This window comes from Brachybacterium horti, from assembly GCF_054777615.1.
The window spans coordinates 169881-187045 of the sequence record NZ_BAAHAM010000001.1 but is presented as its reverse complement, the minus strand read 5'-3'; the positions used below and the strand labels follow the sequence as shown (position 1 = coordinate 187045).

Sequence of the window (17165 nt, the reverse complement as noted above, 5' to 3'; positions counted from 1 at the left end):
GCCGGGAGGACCGGCGGTCCCCGTCCCCGGACCTCCAGGAGGAATTTTCGTGAACGCGATCGTGCGTGTGCTGCGCACACCGGAGCTGAGGGCGAAGATCCTCTTCACCCTGGGCCTGCTCGCCGTCTACCGGCTCGGCGTCTTCATCCCCACCCCGGGCTTCGACTACACCAACGTCATGGTGTGCTCCGACCAGGCCTCCGCCGCCCAGGGCGGCAGCGTCCTCGGGATGGTCAGCCTGTTCTCGGGCGGGGCCCTCCTGCAGCTGTCGATCTTCTCGCTCGGCGTGATGCCCTACATCACGGCGTCGATCATCATCCAGCTGCTGCGCGTGGTCATCCCGCGCTTCGAGGCCCTCCACAAGGAGGGGCAGTCGGGCACCGCCAAGCTCACGCAGTACACGCGCTACCTGACGATCGGCCTCGCGGTCCTGCAGGCGACGACGATCATCACCCTCGTGCGCTCGGGCAACTTCTTCACCGGCTGCAACCTCACCCTGATCCCGGACGAGTCGATCGTGACCCTCGTGCTCATGGTCCTCACCATGACCGTCGGCACCGTCCTCATCATGTGGATGGGCGAGATGATCACCGAGCGCGGCATCGGCAACGGCATGTCCCTGCTGATCTTCACCTCGATCGCGGCCTCCTTCCCGGCGGCGCTCGGCCAGATCTGGCAGCTCCAGGGCTGGATGACCTTCGCCCTCGTCATCGTCATCGCCCTCGTGGTGATGCTCGGCGTGGTGTTCGTGGAGCAGTCCCAGCGGCGCATCCCCGTGCAGTACGCGAAGCGGATGGTGGGCCGGCGCATGTACGGCGGCACCTCCACCTACATCCCGATCAAGGTGAACCAGGCAGGCGTGATCCCCGTGATCTTCGCGAGCTCGATCCTCGCCCTGCCGCAGATGGCCGCCTCGTTCGGCGACCCGAGCGCCGGATGGGTGCAGTGGATCAACACGCACCTCGTCATGGGCTTCACGTTCTCGTGGATCTACGCCGCGGTGTACGTCGCGCTGATCGTCTTCTTCGCCTTCTTCTACGTCTCCATCACGTTCAACGCGGAGGAGATCGCGGACAACATGAAGAAGTACGGCGGCTTCGTGCCCAACGTGCGCGCGGGCCGCCCCACGGAGAAGTACCTGACCTACGTCATCAACCGCATCCAGACGCCCGGCGCGATCTACCTCGCGGTGATCTCCCTGATCCCGCTGTTCGCGCTCGTGTACCTGGGCGCCTCGCAGAACTTCCCGCTGGGTGGGGCATCGCTGCTCATCATCATCGGCGTCGGCCTCGACACCGTGAAGCAGATCAGCGCCAAGCTCCAGCAGCACCACTACGAAGGGATCCTCCGGTGACCGACACCTCCACGAGCACCCCCGCGAGCGACACCGCTCCGACCGCCTGCCGCCTGCTGATCGTCGGCCCTCCCGGCGCCGGCAAGGGCACCCAGGCCGCGCGCCTGGCCGAGGGTCTCGGGATCCCCGCGATCTCGACCGGCGACATCTTCCGGGCGAACGTCTCGCAGTCCACGGAGCTCGGCGTCCTCGCGAAGTCCTACATGGACAAGGGTGAGTACGTGCCGGACTCGGTCACCAACGACATGGTGCGCGACCGCCTCGCGCAGGACGACGCCCGCGAGGGCTTCCTGCTCGACGGCTACCCGCGCACCCTCGCGCAGGTCGAGGCGCTCGACGGCATGCTCGCCGAGCTCGGCACCGCGCTGGACCGCGTGCTCCTGCTCGAGGCGGACGACGACACCGTCGTCGAGCGCCTCATCGCCCGCGGCCAGGAGTCCGGCCGCAGCGACGACACCGAGGAGACCATCCGTCACCGTCTCCAGGTGTACGCCGAGCAGACCACGCCGCTGGTCGAGGTGTACGAGGGCCGAGGCGTGCTGCGCCGCGTCGACGGCATGGCCTCGATCGACGAGGTCTCCGCGGCGCTGACCGCCGCGCTGCAGGGCTGAGCGGGCGCGCCGTGGGGATCGTCCGGGAGAAGGTCGAGCTCAAGACCGCCGAGCAGATCGCGATCATGCGTCGCAGCGGACTGCTGCTCTCGCGCGTGCACGACATGCTCGCCCGCGAACTGCGCCCCGGGATCACCACCGCGCAGCTGGACGCCCTCGCCGAGGAGATGATCCGCGACGAGGGCGCCCTGCCGAACTTCAAGGGGTACCAGGGCTTCCCCGCCTCCCTCTGCATCAGCGTCAACGAGGTCGTCGTCCACGGCATTCCCGGTGAGCTCGTGATCGAGGAAGGGGACGTCGTCTCGATCGACGGCGGCTGCATCGTCGAGGGCTGGCATTCCGACGCGGCGCGCACCCACATCGTCGGCGCCCCGCGGCGTGCGGCGGACGAGGAGCTCGTGCGCATCACCGACGCCGCGCTGTGGGAGGGCATCGCCGCCCTCGCCTCGGCCCGCCGCGTCGGCGAGATCGGGGCCGCGATCGAGGACCTCGTGGCGATGGAGGCGGGGGAGACCCTCTCCCATCTCGAGGGCTTCGGCGGCCACGGCATCGGCACCGCGATGCACCAGCCGCCCGACGTCATGAACTACCGCACCCGCTCGCGGGGCGCGAAGGTCGTCCCCGGTCTGTGCCTCGCGATCGAGCCGATGCTCATCCAGGGCTCGGGGGAGTGGGAGATGGACGAGGACGACTGGACGGTGCGCGCCATCGGGGGCGGCCGGGCCGCCCATGCCGAGCACTCCGTCGCCGTCACCGAGCAGGGACTGATCGTCCTCACCGAGGCCGACGGCGGCGCCGCCCGCCTCGCCGCCGCGGGCATCGCGGCCGCACCGGATCCTGCGGCCTGACGCCTCGCCCCGGCGCGTCGCACGACGTCCCGGGAGCCCTCCGGGCGCCGGCCCGTCCGGTCACGTGACGGGGGTCATCGGCACATTCCCTCGCGGGTCCCGCGGATGCCGTGTACGCTGGTCGATCGGGTGTGCTCCGCGCGTGAGCGCCGTGCCCTGCCCCGATCCGGATGCGATTCCCGGTCGGAGCCGAGCCGGTCCGCGGGCCCGTCAGCCGCCGTCCCAGGACGGTCGGCCCGGGTGCTGAGCAGCCTGCGTCGTCCACCGTACCGCCGTCAGGCGGCAGGGGACGGCGGACACCGAATGCGGAACTCAGCCACCGGGCGACCGGGGGTGAGAGATTGGGGAGGCATGGCCAAGAAGGACGGCGTGATCGAGGTCGAGGGCACGGTCACGGAGGCGCTCGCGAACGCGCGCTTCCGCGTCGAGCTCGACAACGGGCACAAGGTGCTCGCGCACATCTCCGGGAAGATGCGCCAGCACTACATCCGCATCCTTCCCGAGGACCGCGTGGTCGTCGAGCTGAGCCCCTACGACCTCGACCGGGGCCGCATCGTCTACCGCTACAAGTGATCGTCCTGGGAGAAGGAAGACATGAAGGTCAAGCCGAGCGTCAAGCCGATCTGTGACAACTGCAAGGTGATTCGTCGCCACTCGCGCGTCATGGTGATCTGCTCGAACCCGCGTCACAAGCAGCGCCAGGGCTGATCCCGGCGCCTCCGGGCCCCGCAGCCACGGTCCTGCCGTGACCCCGCCGCCATCGAGCGGCACACACAAATGAAGAGTCGACATCACCGGCCTCGGCCGGTCACCCGCAGTCGGAGGCTGCGGCGCCACGGGAGCAGCCCGTCGGCGAGATGTCGGATCAGGCCTCCGAAGGAACAAGGAGAAACTGCACATGGCACGTCTGGTGGGAGTCGACCTTCCGCGCGAGAAGCGCCTCGAGGTCGCCCTGACGTACATCTTCGGCGTGGGGCGCACCCGTGCGCTCGAGACCCTCGCCGCCACCGGGGTCTCCGGTGACACGCGAGTGCGCGATCTGAGCGACGACGAGCTCGTCAAGCTGCGCGACCACATCGAGGCGAACTACCGGGTCGAGGGTGACCTCCGCCGCGAGGTCGCCGCCGACATCCGCCGCAAGGTGGAGATCGGGAGCTACGAGGGCCTGCGTCACCGCCGCGGCCTTCCGGTGCGCGGTCAGCGCACCAAGACCAACGCCCGTACCCGCAAGGGCCCCAAGCGCACCGTCGCGGGCAAGAAGAAGGCCCGCTGACCCACGGCACCGCCGTGGTGATGCCGGTGCCGGCGCTCCGGCGCAGCCCCGCACACACTTCGCGCCGCTGAGGGATCCGGCGCACCCGATACCCACCAGAGGAGTTCCGCCGCATGGCAACCAAGACCCGCCAGGCCGCCGCGCGCAAGCCGCGCCGCAAGGACAAGAAGAACGTCGTCAACGGCCAGGCCCACATCAAGAGCACCTTCAACAACACCATCGTGTCGATCACCGACCCGACCGGTGCTGTCATCTCCTGGGCCTCCGCCGGCCAGGTCGGCTTCAAGGGCTCGCGCAAGTCCACCCCCTACGCCGCGCAGATGGCCGCCGAGGCCGCCGCGCGCCGCGCCCAGGAGCACGGCCTGAAGAAGGTCGACGTCTTCGTGAAGGGCCCGGGCTCCGGCCGCGAGACCGCGATCCGCTCGCTCACCGCGACCGGCCTCGAGGTCGGCTCGATCCAGGACGTCACCCCGCAGGCGCACAACGGCACCCGTCCGGCGAAGCGTCGCCGCGTCTGAGCCTCGTCGGCCGTGAGCCGTGATCCCGCGGAGCACCCGTGCTCCCGGATCGCGGCCCGCGGCCGGCACCGGTGCGTCCGGGCGTCCGCCGACCCCCGTCGCACCTGTTGGACCACCACCCTTCTCAGACCATCGCCCCCTTCTGAGCGTCATATGGCGGACGCTCACGGAAAGGACCCACAGTGCTCATTGCACAGCGCCCCACGCTGACCGAAGAGGTCGTGTCGGAGTACCGCTCCCGGTTCGTCATCGAGCCGCTCGAGCCGGGCTTCGGCTACACGCTCGGCAACTCGCTGCGCCGCACCCTGCTCTCCTCGATCCCGGGTGCCGCGGTCACCTCGATCCGCATCGACGGCGTGCTGCACGAGTTCAGCACCATCGCCGGCGTGCGCGAGGACGTCACCGAGATCATCCTCAACATCAAGAACCTCGTCGTCTCCTCGGAGAACGACGAGCCCGTCGTGATGTACCTCCGCAAGGAGGAGGAGGGCCCGGTGACCGCGGCCGACATCACCCCGCCCGCCGGCGTGGAGATCCACAACCCCGACCTCCACATCGCGACCCTCAGCCAGAAGGGCCGTCTCGAGGTCGAGCTGATCGTCGAGCGCGGCCGCGGCTACGTCTCCGCCGCTCAGAACAAGTCCCTCGACGGGGAGATCGGCCGCGTGCCGGTCGACTCGATCTACTCGCCCGTCCTGAAGGTGACCTACAAGGTCGAGGCCACCCGTGTCGAGCAGCGCACCGACTTCGACAAGCTCATCGTCGACGTCGAGACGAAGCCCGCCATCTCCCCGCGCGACGCCGTCGCCTCCGCCGGCAAGACCCTGGTCGAGCTGTTCGGTCTGGCGCACGAGCTGAACCAGGAGGCCGAGGGCATCGACATCGGCCCGTCCCCGACGGACCAGGCCCTGGCCGCCGATCTGGCGCTGCCGATCAACGACCTCAACCTCACCGTGCGGTCGTACAACTGCCTCATGCGCGAGGGTGTGCACACCGTCGGCGAGCTCACCGCTCGCAGCGAGGCGGACCTGCTCGACATCCGCAACTTCGGGCAGAAGTCCATCGACGAGGTCAAGGCGAAGCTCGCCGACCTCGGTCTGTCGCTGAAGGATTCCCCGGCCGGGTTCGACCCGTCCGCCCTGGACTCCTACTCCGACGACTTCGGCGACCAGTACTGACCTTCATCTGAACCTCTAGGAGAACGACCATGCCTGCTCCCACCAAGGGCGCGCGCCTCGGAGGGTCCCCCGCGCACGAGCGGATGATCCTCGCCAACCTCGCCACCGAGCTGTTCCGGCACAAGGCGATCACGACGACCGAGTCCCGTGCGAAGCGCCTGCGCCCGTACGCCGAGCGTCTCGTCACCCACGCCAAGAAGGGCGATCTCGCCTCCCGTCGTCGCGTGATGCGCACCATCCGCGACAAGGGCGTCGTCTACTCGCTCTTCGAGGAGATCGCCCCGACGTTCACCGAGCGTCCCGGCGGCTACACCCGCATCACCAAGATCGGTCCGCGCAAGGGCGACAACGCCCCCATGGCGGTCATCGAGCTGGTGCAGGAGGAGTACTCCCCGAAGCAGGCCGTGGTGAAGGAGGCCGAGGGCGCCGCGAAGGCGAACGCCACCGAGGCCCCCGCCGCCGCGACCGAGGAGACCACCCCGGAGGCGACCGAGGAGGCCTGAGCCCCCTCGCGCCACGCGCAGAGGCCCCGTCGAGCATCGCTCGGCGGGGCCTCTCGCCGTCCGGGAACCGCGCGGTGGCCGTGCAAGGAGTCGAGCCTGGAAGCCTCGGTGCGGAGAGGCCCCTGCCCCGCCGCCACGCCGCCCTCCCCGCACCACCTCTCCGCGAGATTGGCGAGGGCTCCGAGCCGGAGCGACCTGCTCGTCCCCTCCGCGCTCGGTCCTCTCCGCGCTCAGCACCGCCTCCGGCACAGGGATCACCGCCGATTCTGCCGCCGCGGACCCGGCCGCCACCGACGGCGAGACCCGGATCCTCGCCGCGCCGCTCGCGGGCATCCGCTCGGTCGACCCGGAGCGGGCGGGCCTGCGCGTCGGCGTCGCCCACCTCGCGGATCACCCCATGCGCGACGCGGTCGCGGCACGCGTGCGCGTCGTCCACGCGTACGAGACGGAGACCGGCGTCGCGGAGGACGGCGTGCACCTCTCCCGGCCGGAGGTGCCCGGGACACGTCTCGTGGACCACCGCGAGATCAGCCGCCGCACGTCGATCGCCATGCTGCACCGCCGCGAGATCCCCGCGGCCGTGGGCGTCCGCGGCGAGTGCCGTCCGGGGGAGGGAGGGACGAAACCCTCCTCCTCGCGCTGCTCGAGCGCGCCGCATCTCGATCGGACCCGCCAGGACGAGCGCGTCGCCGTCGACGCGGTGCGGCCAGGACCGGGTCGACGAGCAGCTGCGGTCGCTGCACGAGGCGCTCCCCGCCATGCGCGCGGTGCCCGCCGGGGTCCGCGAGAAGGTCGCACGGCTGGATGGATGCCCCGGCCCCCGGGAACGGGACGGGCCACGCCCCGGGAGGAGTTCTCCCGGGGCGTGGCCCGCCGTCGTGGGCGGGGCGCTCAGCCGAAGTGGCGGGGCAGCGTGCCCTCGCGCAGCTCCCGCAGCTCGGCCGCCTCGAAGGAGCCGACGCCCTCGAGGTCGAGGGCGGTGCCGCCGGTGGTGCCGAGGCGCAGCGCGGGCACGCCGTGCTCGGCGGCGAGGTCGGTCAGCTCCTGCTCGCGCACCGCGGGGACGGCGACGATCGCCCGGGCCTGCGACTCGGAGAACAGCGCCGTGAACAGGTCCACGCCGTCCCGCTCGAGCAGCGCGGCGGGATCGACCTGCGCGCCCGTGCCGAAGCGCGTCACGGACTCCACGAGCGCCTGCGCGAGGCCGCCCTCGGAGAGGTCGTGCGCCGCGGAGGCGAGCGAGGCGTCCCGCGCGGCGATGAGCACGCGCCCCAGCGCGCGCTCCGCCTCGAGGTCCACCTGCGGGGGCAGCCCGCCGAGGTGGTCGTGGGCGACCTGCGCCCAGGCCGAGCCGGAGAGCTCCTCGCGGGTGGTGCCGAGCAGCAGCACCGCGAGGCCCTCCTCGTGCCAGCCCGACGGGGTGCGGCGGGTGACGTCGTCGAGCACGCCGAGCACGCCGACGACCGGGGTCGGGTGGATCGCGGAGTCGATGCGCCCCGGCTCTCCGGTGGAGTTGTAGAGGGAGACGTTGCCGCCGGTGACGGGGACGCCGAGCGTCTCGCAGGCCTCGGCGAGCCCGCCGATCGCCTCGACGAGCTGCCACATGGGGCCCGGGTCCTCCGGGGAGCCGAAGTTCAGGCAGTCGGTGACGGCGAGCGGGCGGGCGCCCACGGTCGCCACGTTCCGGTAGGCCTCCGCGAGGGCGAGCTGGGCGCCGGTTCGGGGGTCGAGCTTCGTGTAGCGGCCGTTCGCGTCGGTCGCGATGGCGACGCCGCGGTGCGTGGTCTCGTCCACGCGGAGCACGCCGGCGTCGTCTGGCATGGCGAGCGCGGTCTGGCCGCCCACGTAGCGGTCGTACTGGTCGGTGACCCAGGCGGCGGAGGCGAGGTTCGGGGAGGCCACGAGCTCGCGCAGGGTCGCGGCGAGCTGCTCGGCGCCCTCGGGGCGGGGAAGGTCCTCGGCACGGTCCGCCTGGAGGGCGTCCTGCCAGTCGGGGCGCGCGTAGGGGCGGTCGTAGGTGGGGCCGCCGTGGGCGACCGTCACCGGGTCCACGTCGACGATGCGCCGGCCGTGGTGGTCGATCGTGAGGCGGCCGTCGCCGGTCACCTCGCCGATCACGGCGGTCTCGACGTCCCACTTCGCGGTGATCGCGAGGAAGCGCTCGAGGTTCTCCGGCGTCACCACCGCCATCATGCGCTCCTGCGACTCGCTCATGAGGATCTCGCCCGCGGTGAGGGTCGGGTCGCGCAGCAGCACGGTCTCGAGGTCCACGTGCATGCCGGAGCCGCCGTTGGAGGCGAGCTCGCTCGTGGCGCAGGAGATGCCCGCGGCGCCGAGGTCCTGGATGCCCTCGACCACGCCGCCGTGGAAGAGCTCGAGGCAGCACTCGATGAGCACCTTCTCCATGAAGGGGTCGCCCACCTGGACGCTCGGGCGCTTGACGGGGCCGCCCTCGTCGAAGGTCTCCGAGGCGAGGATCGAGGCGCCGCCGATGCCGTCGCCGCCGGTGCGCGCCCCGAAGAGCACGACCTTGTTCCCGGTGCCGGTCGCGGAGGCGAGGTGGATGTCCTCGTGGCGCATGACGCCCACCGCGAGCGCGTTGACGAGCGGGTTGGTCTGGTAGGCCGCGTCGAAGACGGTCTCGCCGCCGATGTTCGGCAGGCCCAGGGAGTTGCCGTAGCCGCCCACGCCGGAGACGACGCCGTGCACCACGCGCGCGGTGTCCGGGTGGTCGATCGCGCCGAAGCGCAGCTGGTCCATGACGGCGACAGGGCGCGCGCCCATGGCGATGATGTCGCGGACGATGCCGCCCACGCCGGTCGCGGCGCCCTGATGGGGCTCGACGTACGAGGGGTGGTTGTGGGACTCGACCTTGAAGGTCACCGCCCAGCCGTCGCCGATGTCGACGACTCCGGCGTTCTCGCCGATGCCCACCAGGAGGTGCTCGCGCATCTCCTCCGTGATGTGGTCGCCGAAGGTCTTGAGGTGGATCTTGGAGGACTTGTAGGAGCAGTGCTCGGACCACATGACGGAGTACATGGCGAGCTCGGCGTTGGTGGGGCGGCGGCCCAGGATCTCGCGGATCGAGGCGTACTCGTCCTCCTTGAGGCCGAGCTCGGCGAAGGGCTGGGCCTGCTCCGGGGTGCCCGCGGCGTCCTCGACGGTGTCGATCTCGGTGCCGGGCTGCGGGGCCGACGGGGTGGGGGCGGAGGCGGTCATGCGCGGTCGGATCCGTTTCGTGGCGGCGACAGAGGGGGCGGGCCGGTCGTGACCGGCCCGCCCCATCCTACGTCGGCGCCCGCTCCCGGGGCCGGGTCGCTCAGCGCCGGGCGCCGCGGGCGGATCCGCCCGTCCCGCGGGCCGCCTTCTGGCGGCGACGCTCCTGGTCACGCAGGACCTTCTCGCTCACCGGGGCGTCCGCGCTGGCCCGCTGTGCACGGAAGTACGCGGCGGCCTCGTCCTGCCGCTCCTTCTCCCCGCCGAGGGCGATCGGCGCCCGGACGTGGCCGGGGCGCACGTCGAAGGCGGCGACCAGGTCGAGCACGTGCGGGCGCAGTCGCCACAGCAGCCGGCGCTGGTCCGCGGCGATCTGCCGGCCGCGCTGGGTGGAGATGAGGCCGTTGAGCAGGAACCAGGCGAGATCGTCCCCGATGACGGTGAGCCCGAAGAGGTCGCGGACCTCGGTGAGCACGGCGCGGGAGCCCTCGCTGTCGATCGCCTCGATCCCGTCGGTGAAGGCGCGCCAGCGCACGAGATCCGCATGGGCGCGGGCCGCGTCGAGCATCTCGACCTGGTGCTTGTTGACGTGCGCGGCGGCGTCCTCGGGGGACATCCTCCCGGCGGGCCGCAGCGCGAGCGCGACCTCCTCGACCTTGATCCGGGCGCGGCCGGCGAGCATCTCCTCCTGGAAGTCCGCCTGTCGCATCGAGTCGAAGGCGCGGCGCGGGTTGCCGCGGTCGCCGATGCCCTGGGCGAGCTCGGTCCAGGGGGTGTGGCGGCGGGCGAGGGTCTCCGCGCGCTGGGCGATGAAGCGGCCGATCCCCGCGCGGTCCACGCTCTTGAGCTCGGAGGTGTAGTCCGCGAGCAGGCGCTTGGCGACGAGCTGCAGGAGGATCGTGTTGTCCCCCTCGAAGGTCGCGTACACGTCGAGGTCCTGGTGCAGGCCCACGAGCTGGTTCTCGCCCATGAAGCCGGCGCCGCCGCAGGCCTCGCGGCACTCCTGGAGGGTGTCCAGGGCGAGCCGGGTGGAGGTGGGCTTGAGCGCGGCGGCGAGGGTCTCGAGGTCCTCGCGGGCCTCGGGGGTGTCGCCGCGGCCGGAGAAGACGTCGTCGAAGGCCTGCAGCAGCTGCTCGTGCGCGAAGGCGCCCGCGTAGGTCGCGGCGAGCTTGGGCAGCAGGCGGTGCAGGTGCGCCTGGTAGTCCAGCAGGACCGTCTCGCGGGACGGGTCCGCGGCGGAGAACTGCCGGCGCTGGGAGGCGTAGGTGAGCGCGATCGTGAGGGCGAGCTGGCTCGCGCGGTTGGAGGCGCCGTCGAGGGAGACGCGGCCCTGCACGAGGGTGCCGATCATCGTGAAGAAGCGGCGTCCGGGGGAGTCGATGGAGGAGGTGTAGACCCCGTCCGCGTCGACGTCGCCGTAGCGGTTGAGCAGGTTCGTGCGCGGCACGCGCACGTGGTCGAAGGCGAGGCGGCCGTTGTCGATGCCGTTGAGCCCGCCCTTCTCGCCGTCGTCCTCGCTCGAGACGCCGGGCAGGAGGTTCCCCTCGGCGTCGCGCACGGGCACGTAGAAGCAGTGGACGCCGTGGTCGACGCCGCGCGTGACGAGCCGGGCGAAGACGGTCGCGGCGCGCGCGTGGACGGCGGCGTTGCCGAGATAGTCCTTCCAGGCGGCGCGGAACGGCGTGTGGATGACCCACTCGTCGGTCTCGGGGTCGTAGGTCGCGGTGGTCGCGAGGGACTGGACGTCGGAGCCGTGGCCGATCTCCGTCATGGCGAAGGCGCCGGGGGTCTCGAGGCTCATCGCGCCCGGGATCCAGGCGCGATGGTGCTCCTCGGTGCCGAGCTGGAGGATCGCGGAGGTGAACAGCCCCCACTGCACGCCGGACTTGATCTGGAGGGACGGGTCCGCGACGACGAGCTCCTCGAAGGCGGCGACGTTGGCGCCGTTGTCGTTGGGGCCGCCGAGCGACTCGGGGAGCATCGGGCGGGCGACGCCCTCGTCGGCGAGGGTCTGCAGCTGGGCGAAGACCCGCTCGCGGTGCTCGGCGACGGTCGCGTCGACGGGGCGGTGCATCTCGGGCCGGGCGGCGCGCTCGCGGGCCTCCCGGCGGACCTCCGCCCAACGCCCCAGAAGCGCCGCGGAGACGGCCTCGACGTCGAGGCGGGGGCCGCCGGCGGGCGGGACGGGCAGCGGACCGGTGGGGGTCGCGGTGCTCGCGTGCGCGGTGGACGAGGCGACGGCCTCGGGGGTCGTGTCGGTGGTGTTCACGGGTGCATTCCCTTCATGAGCCAGCTGGTGAGGTGGGTGACGACGTCGTCGGCGTCGAGCGGCGGGGGTGTGGTCGGGTCGGAGGCGTGGGCCTCCTGCTGCGTCATCCAGGCGTCGACCGCTCCCTCGACGAAGCCCACCGCCCCGTGGGCCCACATCTGCGGGGCGGGCACGGAGTCGGGCAGGAACGTGGCGATGAGCCGGGAGACGCTGTCCAGGAAGTGGTTCAGCCCGTCGCTGGGCCGGATGATGAAGCGGTACACCCCGGGGGAGCGCTCGGCGGTCTCGACGTAGGCGCGGATCATGGCGTGGATCCGCTCCGGTGCGCCGGGGGTCGCGCCGTCCGCCTCGAGGTCCTGCAGCTCCTGGAGGAGCCGTCGGTGCATCGTGGCGAGGATGGAGCGGCCGAGCTCCTGCTGGAGCTGCGCCTTGTCCGAGAAGTACCGGTAGACGATCGACTTCGAGGTCCCGGAGGCCGCGGCGATGTCCTCCATCGTCACGTCGGGGCCGCGGTCGTGGATGAGGTGCCGGGCCACGTCGAGCAGCTCGGCCCGCCGCTGCTCGCGGTGCTGGGCCCAGCGGGCCGAGCGGCCGTCGAGGGGGGCTTGCGTCGTCGCATTCACGGTACGTAGGGTATCAAGTACCGCCGGTTCTATGTAAAGGGTCACGGGCGATCGATCGCCACGGATCCTCCGCCGACCCGGCGCCGACCACCGACCGCCGGACGCCCCGCCACCCGCAGGCCGTCCCGGACGACGGACCGACCCCGACCCGCGACCACAACGAGGTGCACCGTGAACTCCAGCCCCCGCGACGCCCTGATCCTCGGCGGCAACCGCCTCCCCTTCGCCCGCGCGAACGGCCCCTACGCCGGGATCTCGAACCAGGACCTGCTCACCGCCGCGCTCGACGGCCTCATCGCCCGCTACGGCCTCCAGGGCGCCCGCCTCGGCGAGGTCGCCGGCGGCGCCGTGCTCAAGCTCGCCGGGGACCTCAACCTCACCCGCGAGAGCGCGCTGGGCACCCCGCTGGACCCCCGCACCCCCGCGATCGACCTCTCCAAGGCCTGCGCGACCGGCCTCGAGGCCGTCGTCCACGTCTCCAACCGGATCCGCCTGGGCCAGATCGACTCCGCGATCGCCGCGGGCGTCGACTCCACCTCCGACGCCCCCATCGAGGTCTCCGCCCGCCTGCGCCGCATCCTCCACCGCGCGAGCGCCGCCCGCAGCACCGCCGAGCGTCTCAAGGCCCTCGCCGCGATCCGCCCCGCGGACCTCGCCCCGGTGCCCCCGCGCAACGGCGAGCCCCGCACCGGGCTCTCGATGGGCGAGCACATGGCGCTCACCGCCGCGCAGTGGGGCATCACGCGCGAGGCGCAGGACGAGCTCGCCCTCGCCTCCCACCAGCACCTCGCAGCCTCCTACGACGCCGGCTTCCACGACGACCTCGTCACCGGCTACCGCGGCCTCTCCCGCGACCAGAACCTGCGCGCGGACTCGACCCTCGAGAAGCTCGCCGGCCTCAAGCCCGTCTTCGGCGTGAAGAGCCCCCAGGTCGCCGAGCCCACGATGACCGCCGGCAACTCGACCCCGCTCACCGACGGCGCCTCCGCGGTGCTGCTGGGCAGCGCCGCGTTCGCCGCCGAGCGCGGCCTCACCCCGCTCGCCCGCGTGGTCGACGCCCGCTCCGCCGCGGTCGACTTCGTGCACGGCGACGAGGGGCTCCTCATGGCCCCCGCCTACGCCGTCCCCGAGCTGCTCGACGCGAACGGCCTGACCCTCCAGGACCTCGACGTCTACGAGATCCACGAGGCCTTCGCGGCGACCGTGCTCGCGACCCTCAAGGCCTGGGAGTCCGAGGAGTTCTGCCGCGAGCGCCTGGGCCGCGACGGCGCGCTCGGCGCGATCGACCGCACGAAGCTCAACCCGCTGGGCTCCTCGCTCGCCGCCGGGCACCCGTTCGCCGCGACCGGCGGCCGGATCGTCGCGAGCCTCGCCAAGCACCTCCACGCCCGCCACGTCGAGACCGGGACCGTGCAGCGCGGCCTCGTGTCGATCTGCGCGGCCGCCGGCCAGGGCACCGTGGCCCTCATCGAGTCCGTCGCCTGAGCGCGACGGGAAGGAGAACCGAGGTCACCATGACCGACGCCTACACCCGCTTCGTCCGCTCCGCGCCGGGGAGGAGCATCGCCAAGCAGCTGGGGCTCCCGCGCCCCTCCCGCCTGCTGCGCCGCGAGGACCGCCCCGAGCCCGTGCTCGGCCCCGTCGTCGTGCTCGGCCGCTCCGCCGGGGCCGACGCCATCACCTCCCTGCTGCTCGCCGAGGGCGTCGACGTCCGCCGCCGCTTCGACGAGCTGCGCACCGTCGGCTCCGTGGTCGCCGTCCTCGACGAGGTCGCCGCCCCCGCGGAGCTGGGCGAGATCCTGCTCCCGCTCGCCGGCGCCATGCGCTCCCTCGCCCCGGGCGCGCGCGTCGTCTCCCTCTCCCGCCCCGCGACGGGGGAGGACCCCGCCCGGGACGCCGCCCGCGGCGGCGTCGAGGGCTGGCTGCGCTCCCTCGCCCACGAGATGCGCGGCGGCGGCACGGCGAACGGCGTGCAGGTCGCCGACGGCGTGCCCCTGGACGCCCCGAGCGTGCTGGGCGCCCTGCGCTTCCTGCTCTCCGCCCGCAGCGCCTACGTCGACGGCCAGATCCTCGCCGTGGACGGTGCCGAGGGCTCCGCCCCGGCGGACCGCTCGCGCCCCTTCGCCGAGCGCACCGTGCTCGTCACCGGCGCCGCGCGCGGCATCGGCGCGGCGATCGCGCGGACCCTCGCCGCCGACGGCGCCCGTCTCGTGCTCCTGGACGTGCCCGGCGCGGGCACCGAGCTCGCGCGCCTCGCGAACGAGCTGCGGGCCGTGCCCGTGCAGCTCGACGTGACCTCCGCGGGCGCCGGCGAGCGGCTCGTGGCCCAGCTGCGCGAGCGGGGACTCGTGCTCGACGGCGTGGTCCTCAACGCCGGCATCACCCGCGACAAGATGTTCGCGAACATGACGCCGGACCGCTGGGACAGCGTGCTCGCGGTGAACATCACGAGCCAGATCACGCTCATGGAGGCGCTGATCGCGGCCGGGGACGCGCTCGGCCCGCAGCCGCGCGTCGTCTCCCTCGCCTCGACGAGCGGCATCGCGGGCAACGCCGGGCAGACCAACTACGCGACCTCGAAGGCCGGCGTCATGGCCTTCGTGGCCGCGCTCGCCGAGCGGCTCCGGGAGCGTGGCGGGACCGCGAACGCGGTCGCGCCCGGCTTCATCGAGACTGAGATGACCGCCCGGATGCCCCCGCTGAACCGCGAGCTCGCGCGCCGCGTGAGCTCGCTGCGCCAGGGCGGGCTCCCGGTGGACGTCGCCGAGGCGATCGCCTTCCTCGCCTCCGACGAGGCCGGCGGCATCCACGGCGAGACCCTGCGCGTGTGCGGCCAGAACATCGTGGGGCGGTGAGACCCGTGACCGCCGAGACGATCAAGGACCTCCGGGACGTCCCGTCCTTCCCCGCGGTGTACGCGGCGGCGCTCACGCCGTCCCGCGCGCGCCGCTCCCGCCGCGGGGAGCCCGCGCTGCCCTCGCTCGCCTACCGGGTGCGCGGGGTGCGGATCGACGCGGAGCGGGCCCGGGACGTGGACCACCTGCTGGGCGGCGCCGCGACGGACCTCGTCCACCCTGCGGTGCTGCACATCCTCGCCTTCCCCGTCTCGCTCGCGCTCATGGCGCGGGACGAGTTCCCCTTCCCGCTGCTGGGCGTGGTGCACCTGCGCAACCAGCTGCTCCAGCACCGCAGCGTGCGCGTGGGGGAGTCGGTCGACGTCGAGTGCCGGGTGCGTGACCTGCGCGCGCACCGCAAGGGCTGGACCTTCGAGGCGGTCGCGACGGTGCTGGACCAGGACGGCGCGATCATCGCGACGGACGTCTCCACGTACCTCGCCAAGGGCGACAGCCCCGCCGCGGGGGCCACGGGGGCTGATTCCCCCTCACGGCGCCGCGAGTTCGTCGCGCCCCGCCCCACCGGCCGCTGGTCCCTCGGAGCGGACACCGGCCGTCGCTACGCCGCGGTCTCCGGGGACGCGAACCCCATCCACATGAGCGGCCTGACCGCCCGCGCCTTCGGGTTCCCGAAGGCGATCGCGCACGGCATGTACACCGCCGCGCGGGCGCTCACCGAGGCCCGGCCGGACCTCTCCCGGCCGCTGCGCTGGGACGTCGAGTTCGACGCCCCCGTCACGCTGCCCGGCACGGTGCTCGTCTCCTACGAGGACCGGGCCGACGGCTCGACCACCTGCGTGGGCTGGCGGCCCGGGCGGGACGGGAAGCCCGACCGCCGCTGCTTCGAGGTCGCGGTGACGCCGCTCGGCTGAGTCCGGGTCGGCTGAGGGCGGGTCAATCGCGGCAGAGGCCCTCGCGGAGCGTCGAGAGCAGATGCTCCACGAGGGCCTCCGCCTGCACCTCGCGCAGCACGTCGACGTTCGGCTCGCGGCCCCAGCGGCCCAGCACGTCGCCGACCGTCTGCCCGCGGGTGAGCGTCCCCGCGAGCTCGACGTCCACGGCGAGCGGGGAGGTCGAGGCGAAGCCGCCGGTCACGGCGTGGATCGCGACGATCGGGTCGTGCACGTGGGCCATCCAGCCGAAACCGTCGGACTCGTGGAAGGCGAAGTAGAAGCGCAGGGCGTCCGCGATGATCCGCGCCACCGGGTGCCCCGTGCCGCTCGCGATCGCCTCGACCGCCTCGAGGGTCGCGGGCTCGAAGCGCACCGCCTCGGTCGCCTCGAGGGAGCCGAGCACCGGTCGCCGCGGGGCGCCGGAGAAGGCGGCGAGCACGCGCTGCGCGGCCTCCGGGTCCACGGCCACGTTCCACTCGCTCGTGGGTCCCGTGTTCCCGCGGTGATGGATCGCCCCGCCCATGATGTGCAGGCGTCGCATCAGCCGCGGCAGCTCCGGCTCGATCTCGAGCGCGAGGGCGAGGTTCGTGTGCGGGCCCAGCACGAGGCCCTCGAGCTCGCCGGGATGCTCGCGGGCGAGGTCCACCCACAGCTGCGCGCCCGCGCGGGAATCCTCCTCCCGCTCCGGCTCCGGCAGCGCCGCGTGGCCGAGGCCCGTCGGCCCGTGGGTGTCCTCCGCGTACATGGGCGGCTCCACGAGCGGTGCCCCCGCCCCGCGCGAGACGGGAACCTCGAGCCCCAGCAGGCCCGTGAGCACGAGGTTGTTGCGGTGCACGGCCTCCACGGGCACGTTGCCGCCGGTCGAGACGATCCCGGCGACCTCCACGTCCTTTCGGCAGGCGAGGTAGGTCAGGGCGATCGCGTCGTCGATGCCGGTGTCGCAGTCGACCAGGAGGGGGAGCGTCATGGCGGGAGCCTACGGGCT

At 72.8% G+C, this 17165-nt stretch carries 16 protein-coding genes; 12 read left to right on the top strand and 4 right to left on the bottom strand.

Going from position 1 to position 17165, the window contains the following annotated elements; translation table 11 throughout:
• Positions 1–49: 49 nt before the first annotated feature.
• From secY to rplQ, 9 genes are all read left to right on the top strand, one after another.
• Positions 50–1354 carry a preprotein translocase subunit SecY gene (secY, locus tag ACYVAP_RS00905; protein WP_259362342.1) on the top strand — a complete coding sequence of 435 codons (1305 nt, stop codon included), beginning with the start codon at positions 50–52 and terminating at the stop codon, positions 1352–1354.
• Positions 1351–1965, top strand: a complete 615-nt coding sequence (locus ACYVAP_RS00900) for a nucleoside monophosphate kinase (RefSeq protein WP_498859168.1) — start codon at positions 1351–1353, stop codon at positions 1963–1965. Before secY ends, ACYVAP_RS00900 begins: the two co-directional genes overlap by 4 nt.
• 11 nt (positions 1966–1976) lie before the next feature.
• On the top strand, positions 1977–2813 hold the full coding sequence (gene map, locus ACYVAP_RS00895) for a type I methionyl aminopeptidase (protein ID WP_498859167.1): 837 nt from the start codon (positions 1977–1979) through the stop codon (positions 2811–2813).
• 351 nt (positions 2814–3164) lie between these two features.
• Positions 3165–3386, top strand: a complete 222-nt coding sequence (gene infA / locus ACYVAP_RS00890; protein WP_010532507.1) for a translation initiation factor IF-1 — start codon at positions 3165–3167, stop codon at positions 3384–3386.
• A 21-nt stretch (positions 3387–3407) separates the two neighbouring features.
• Entirely contained in the window at positions 3408–3521 is a 114-nt protein-coding gene (rpmJ, locus tag ACYVAP_RS00885; RefSeq protein ID WP_010532506.1) for a 50S ribosomal protein L36, read from the top strand.
• Positions 3522–3711: 190 nt separating this feature from the next.
• Positions 3712–4086, top strand: a complete 375-nt coding sequence (gene rpsM, locus ACYVAP_RS00880; protein ID WP_137770140.1) for a 30S ribosomal protein S13 — start codon at positions 3712–3714, stop codon at positions 4084–4086.
• A gap of 113 nt (positions 4087–4199) precedes the next feature.
• On the top strand, positions 4200–4604 hold the full coding sequence (rpsK, locus tag ACYVAP_RS00875; RefSeq protein ID WP_137770141.1) for a 30S ribosomal protein S11: 405 nt from the start codon (positions 4200–4202) through the stop codon (positions 4602–4604).
• Between the two features lie 182 nt (positions 4605–4786).
• Positions 4787–5782 carry a DNA-directed RNA polymerase subunit alpha gene (locus tag ACYVAP_RS00870; protein WP_137770142.1) on the top strand — a complete coding sequence of 332 codons (996 nt, stop codon included), beginning with the start codon at positions 4787–4789 and terminating at the stop codon, positions 5780–5782.
• Between the two features lie 29 nt (positions 5783–5811).
• Positions 5812–6285: a 50S ribosomal protein L17 gene (gene rplQ / locus ACYVAP_RS00865; RefSeq protein WP_264451238.1), complete on the top strand. Its 474-nt coding sequence runs from the start codon at positions 5812–5814 to the stop codon at positions 6283–6285.
• Between the two features lie 891 nt (positions 6286–7176).
• Here the strand turns inward: rplQ and purL are convergent.
• The 3 genes from purL to ACYVAP_RS00850 form a co-directional block, all read right to left on the bottom strand.
• On the bottom strand, positions 7177–9504 hold the full coding sequence (gene purL / locus ACYVAP_RS00860; protein WP_498859166.1) for a phosphoribosylformylglycinamidine synthase subunit PurL: 2328 nt from the start codon (positions 9502–9504) through the stop codon (positions 7177–7179).
• Positions 9505–9604: 100 nt separating this feature from the next.
• Positions 9605–11770, bottom strand: a complete 2166-nt coding sequence (locus ACYVAP_RS00855; RefSeq protein ID WP_264451622.1) for an acyl-CoA dehydrogenase family protein — start codon at positions 11768–11770, stop codon at positions 9605–9607.
• Entirely contained in the window at positions 11767–12393 is a 627-nt protein-coding gene (locus ACYVAP_RS00850; RefSeq protein WP_498859165.1) for a TetR/AcrR family transcriptional regulator, read from the bottom strand. Before ACYVAP_RS00850 ends, ACYVAP_RS00855 begins: the two co-directional genes overlap by 4 nt.
• Before the next feature lie 171 nt (positions 12394–12564).
• Between ACYVAP_RS00850 and ACYVAP_RS00845 the strand changes: the two genes are divergently transcribed.
• The 3 genes from ACYVAP_RS00845 to ACYVAP_RS00835 are packed head-to-tail and all read left to right on the top strand — an operon-like array spanning position 12565 to position 16159.
• Positions 12565–13878, top strand: coding sequence for an acetyl-CoA C-acyltransferase (locus tag ACYVAP_RS00845; protein WP_498859164.1), 1314 nt, complete (start codon positions 12565–12567; stop codon positions 13876–13878).
• Positions 13879–13907: 29 nt separating this feature from the next.
• A complete protein-coding gene (locus tag ACYVAP_RS00840; protein ID WP_498859163.1) occupies positions 13908–15248 on the top strand; it encodes an SDR family oxidoreductase in 1341 nt (446 codons plus the stop codon).
• A gap of 5 nt (positions 15249–15253) precedes the next feature.
• Positions 15254–16159 (top strand): hotdog family protein, encoded by a 906-nt coding sequence (locus tag ACYVAP_RS00835; RefSeq protein WP_498859162.1) that lies wholly within the window; start codon positions 15254–15256, stop codon positions 16157–16159.
• Positions 16160–16181: 22 nt separating this feature from the next.
• Here ACYVAP_RS00835 and ACYVAP_RS00830 read toward each other — a convergent pair whose 3' ends face one another.
• Positions 16182–17147: a nucleoside hydrolase gene (locus tag ACYVAP_RS00830; protein ID WP_498859161.1), complete on the bottom strand. Its 966-nt coding sequence runs from the start codon at positions 17145–17147 to the stop codon at positions 16182–16184.
• Between the last annotated feature and the right edge of the window lie 18 nt (positions 17148–17165).

Bases quoted from the DNA above. Each gene is read 5' to 3' on its own strand.
- rpsM (WP_137770140.1), top strand. From the start codon at position 3,712: ATGGCACGTCTGGTGGGAGTCGACCTTCCGCGCGAGAAGCGCCTCGAG.
- rpmJ (WP_010532506.1), top strand. From the start codon at position 3,408: ATGAAGGTCAAGCCGAGCGTCAAGCCGATCTGTGACAACTGCAAGGTG.
- rplQ (WP_264451238.1), top strand. From the start codon at position 5,812: ATGCCTGCTCCCACCAAGGGCGCGCGCCTCGGAGGGTCCCCCGCGCAC.
- ACYVAP_RS00830 (WP_498859161.1), bottom strand. From the start codon at position 17,147: ATGACGCTCCCCCTCCTGGTCGACTGCGACACCGGCATCGACGACGCG.
- rpsK (WP_137770141.1), top strand. From the start codon at position 4,200: ATGGCAACCAAGACCCGCCAGGCCGCCGCGCGCAAGCCGCGCCGCAAG.
- infA (WP_010532507.1), top strand. From the start codon at position 3,165: ATGGCCAAGAAGGACGGCGTGATCGAGGTCGAGGGCACGGTCACGGAG.
- purL (WP_498859166.1), bottom strand. From the start codon at position 9,504: ATGACCGCCTCCGCCCCCACCCCGTCGGCCCCGCAGCCCGGCACCGAG.
- ACYVAP_RS00840 (WP_498859163.1), top strand. From the start codon at position 13,908: ATGACCGACGCCTACACCCGCTTCGTCCGCTCCGCGCCGGGGAGGAGC.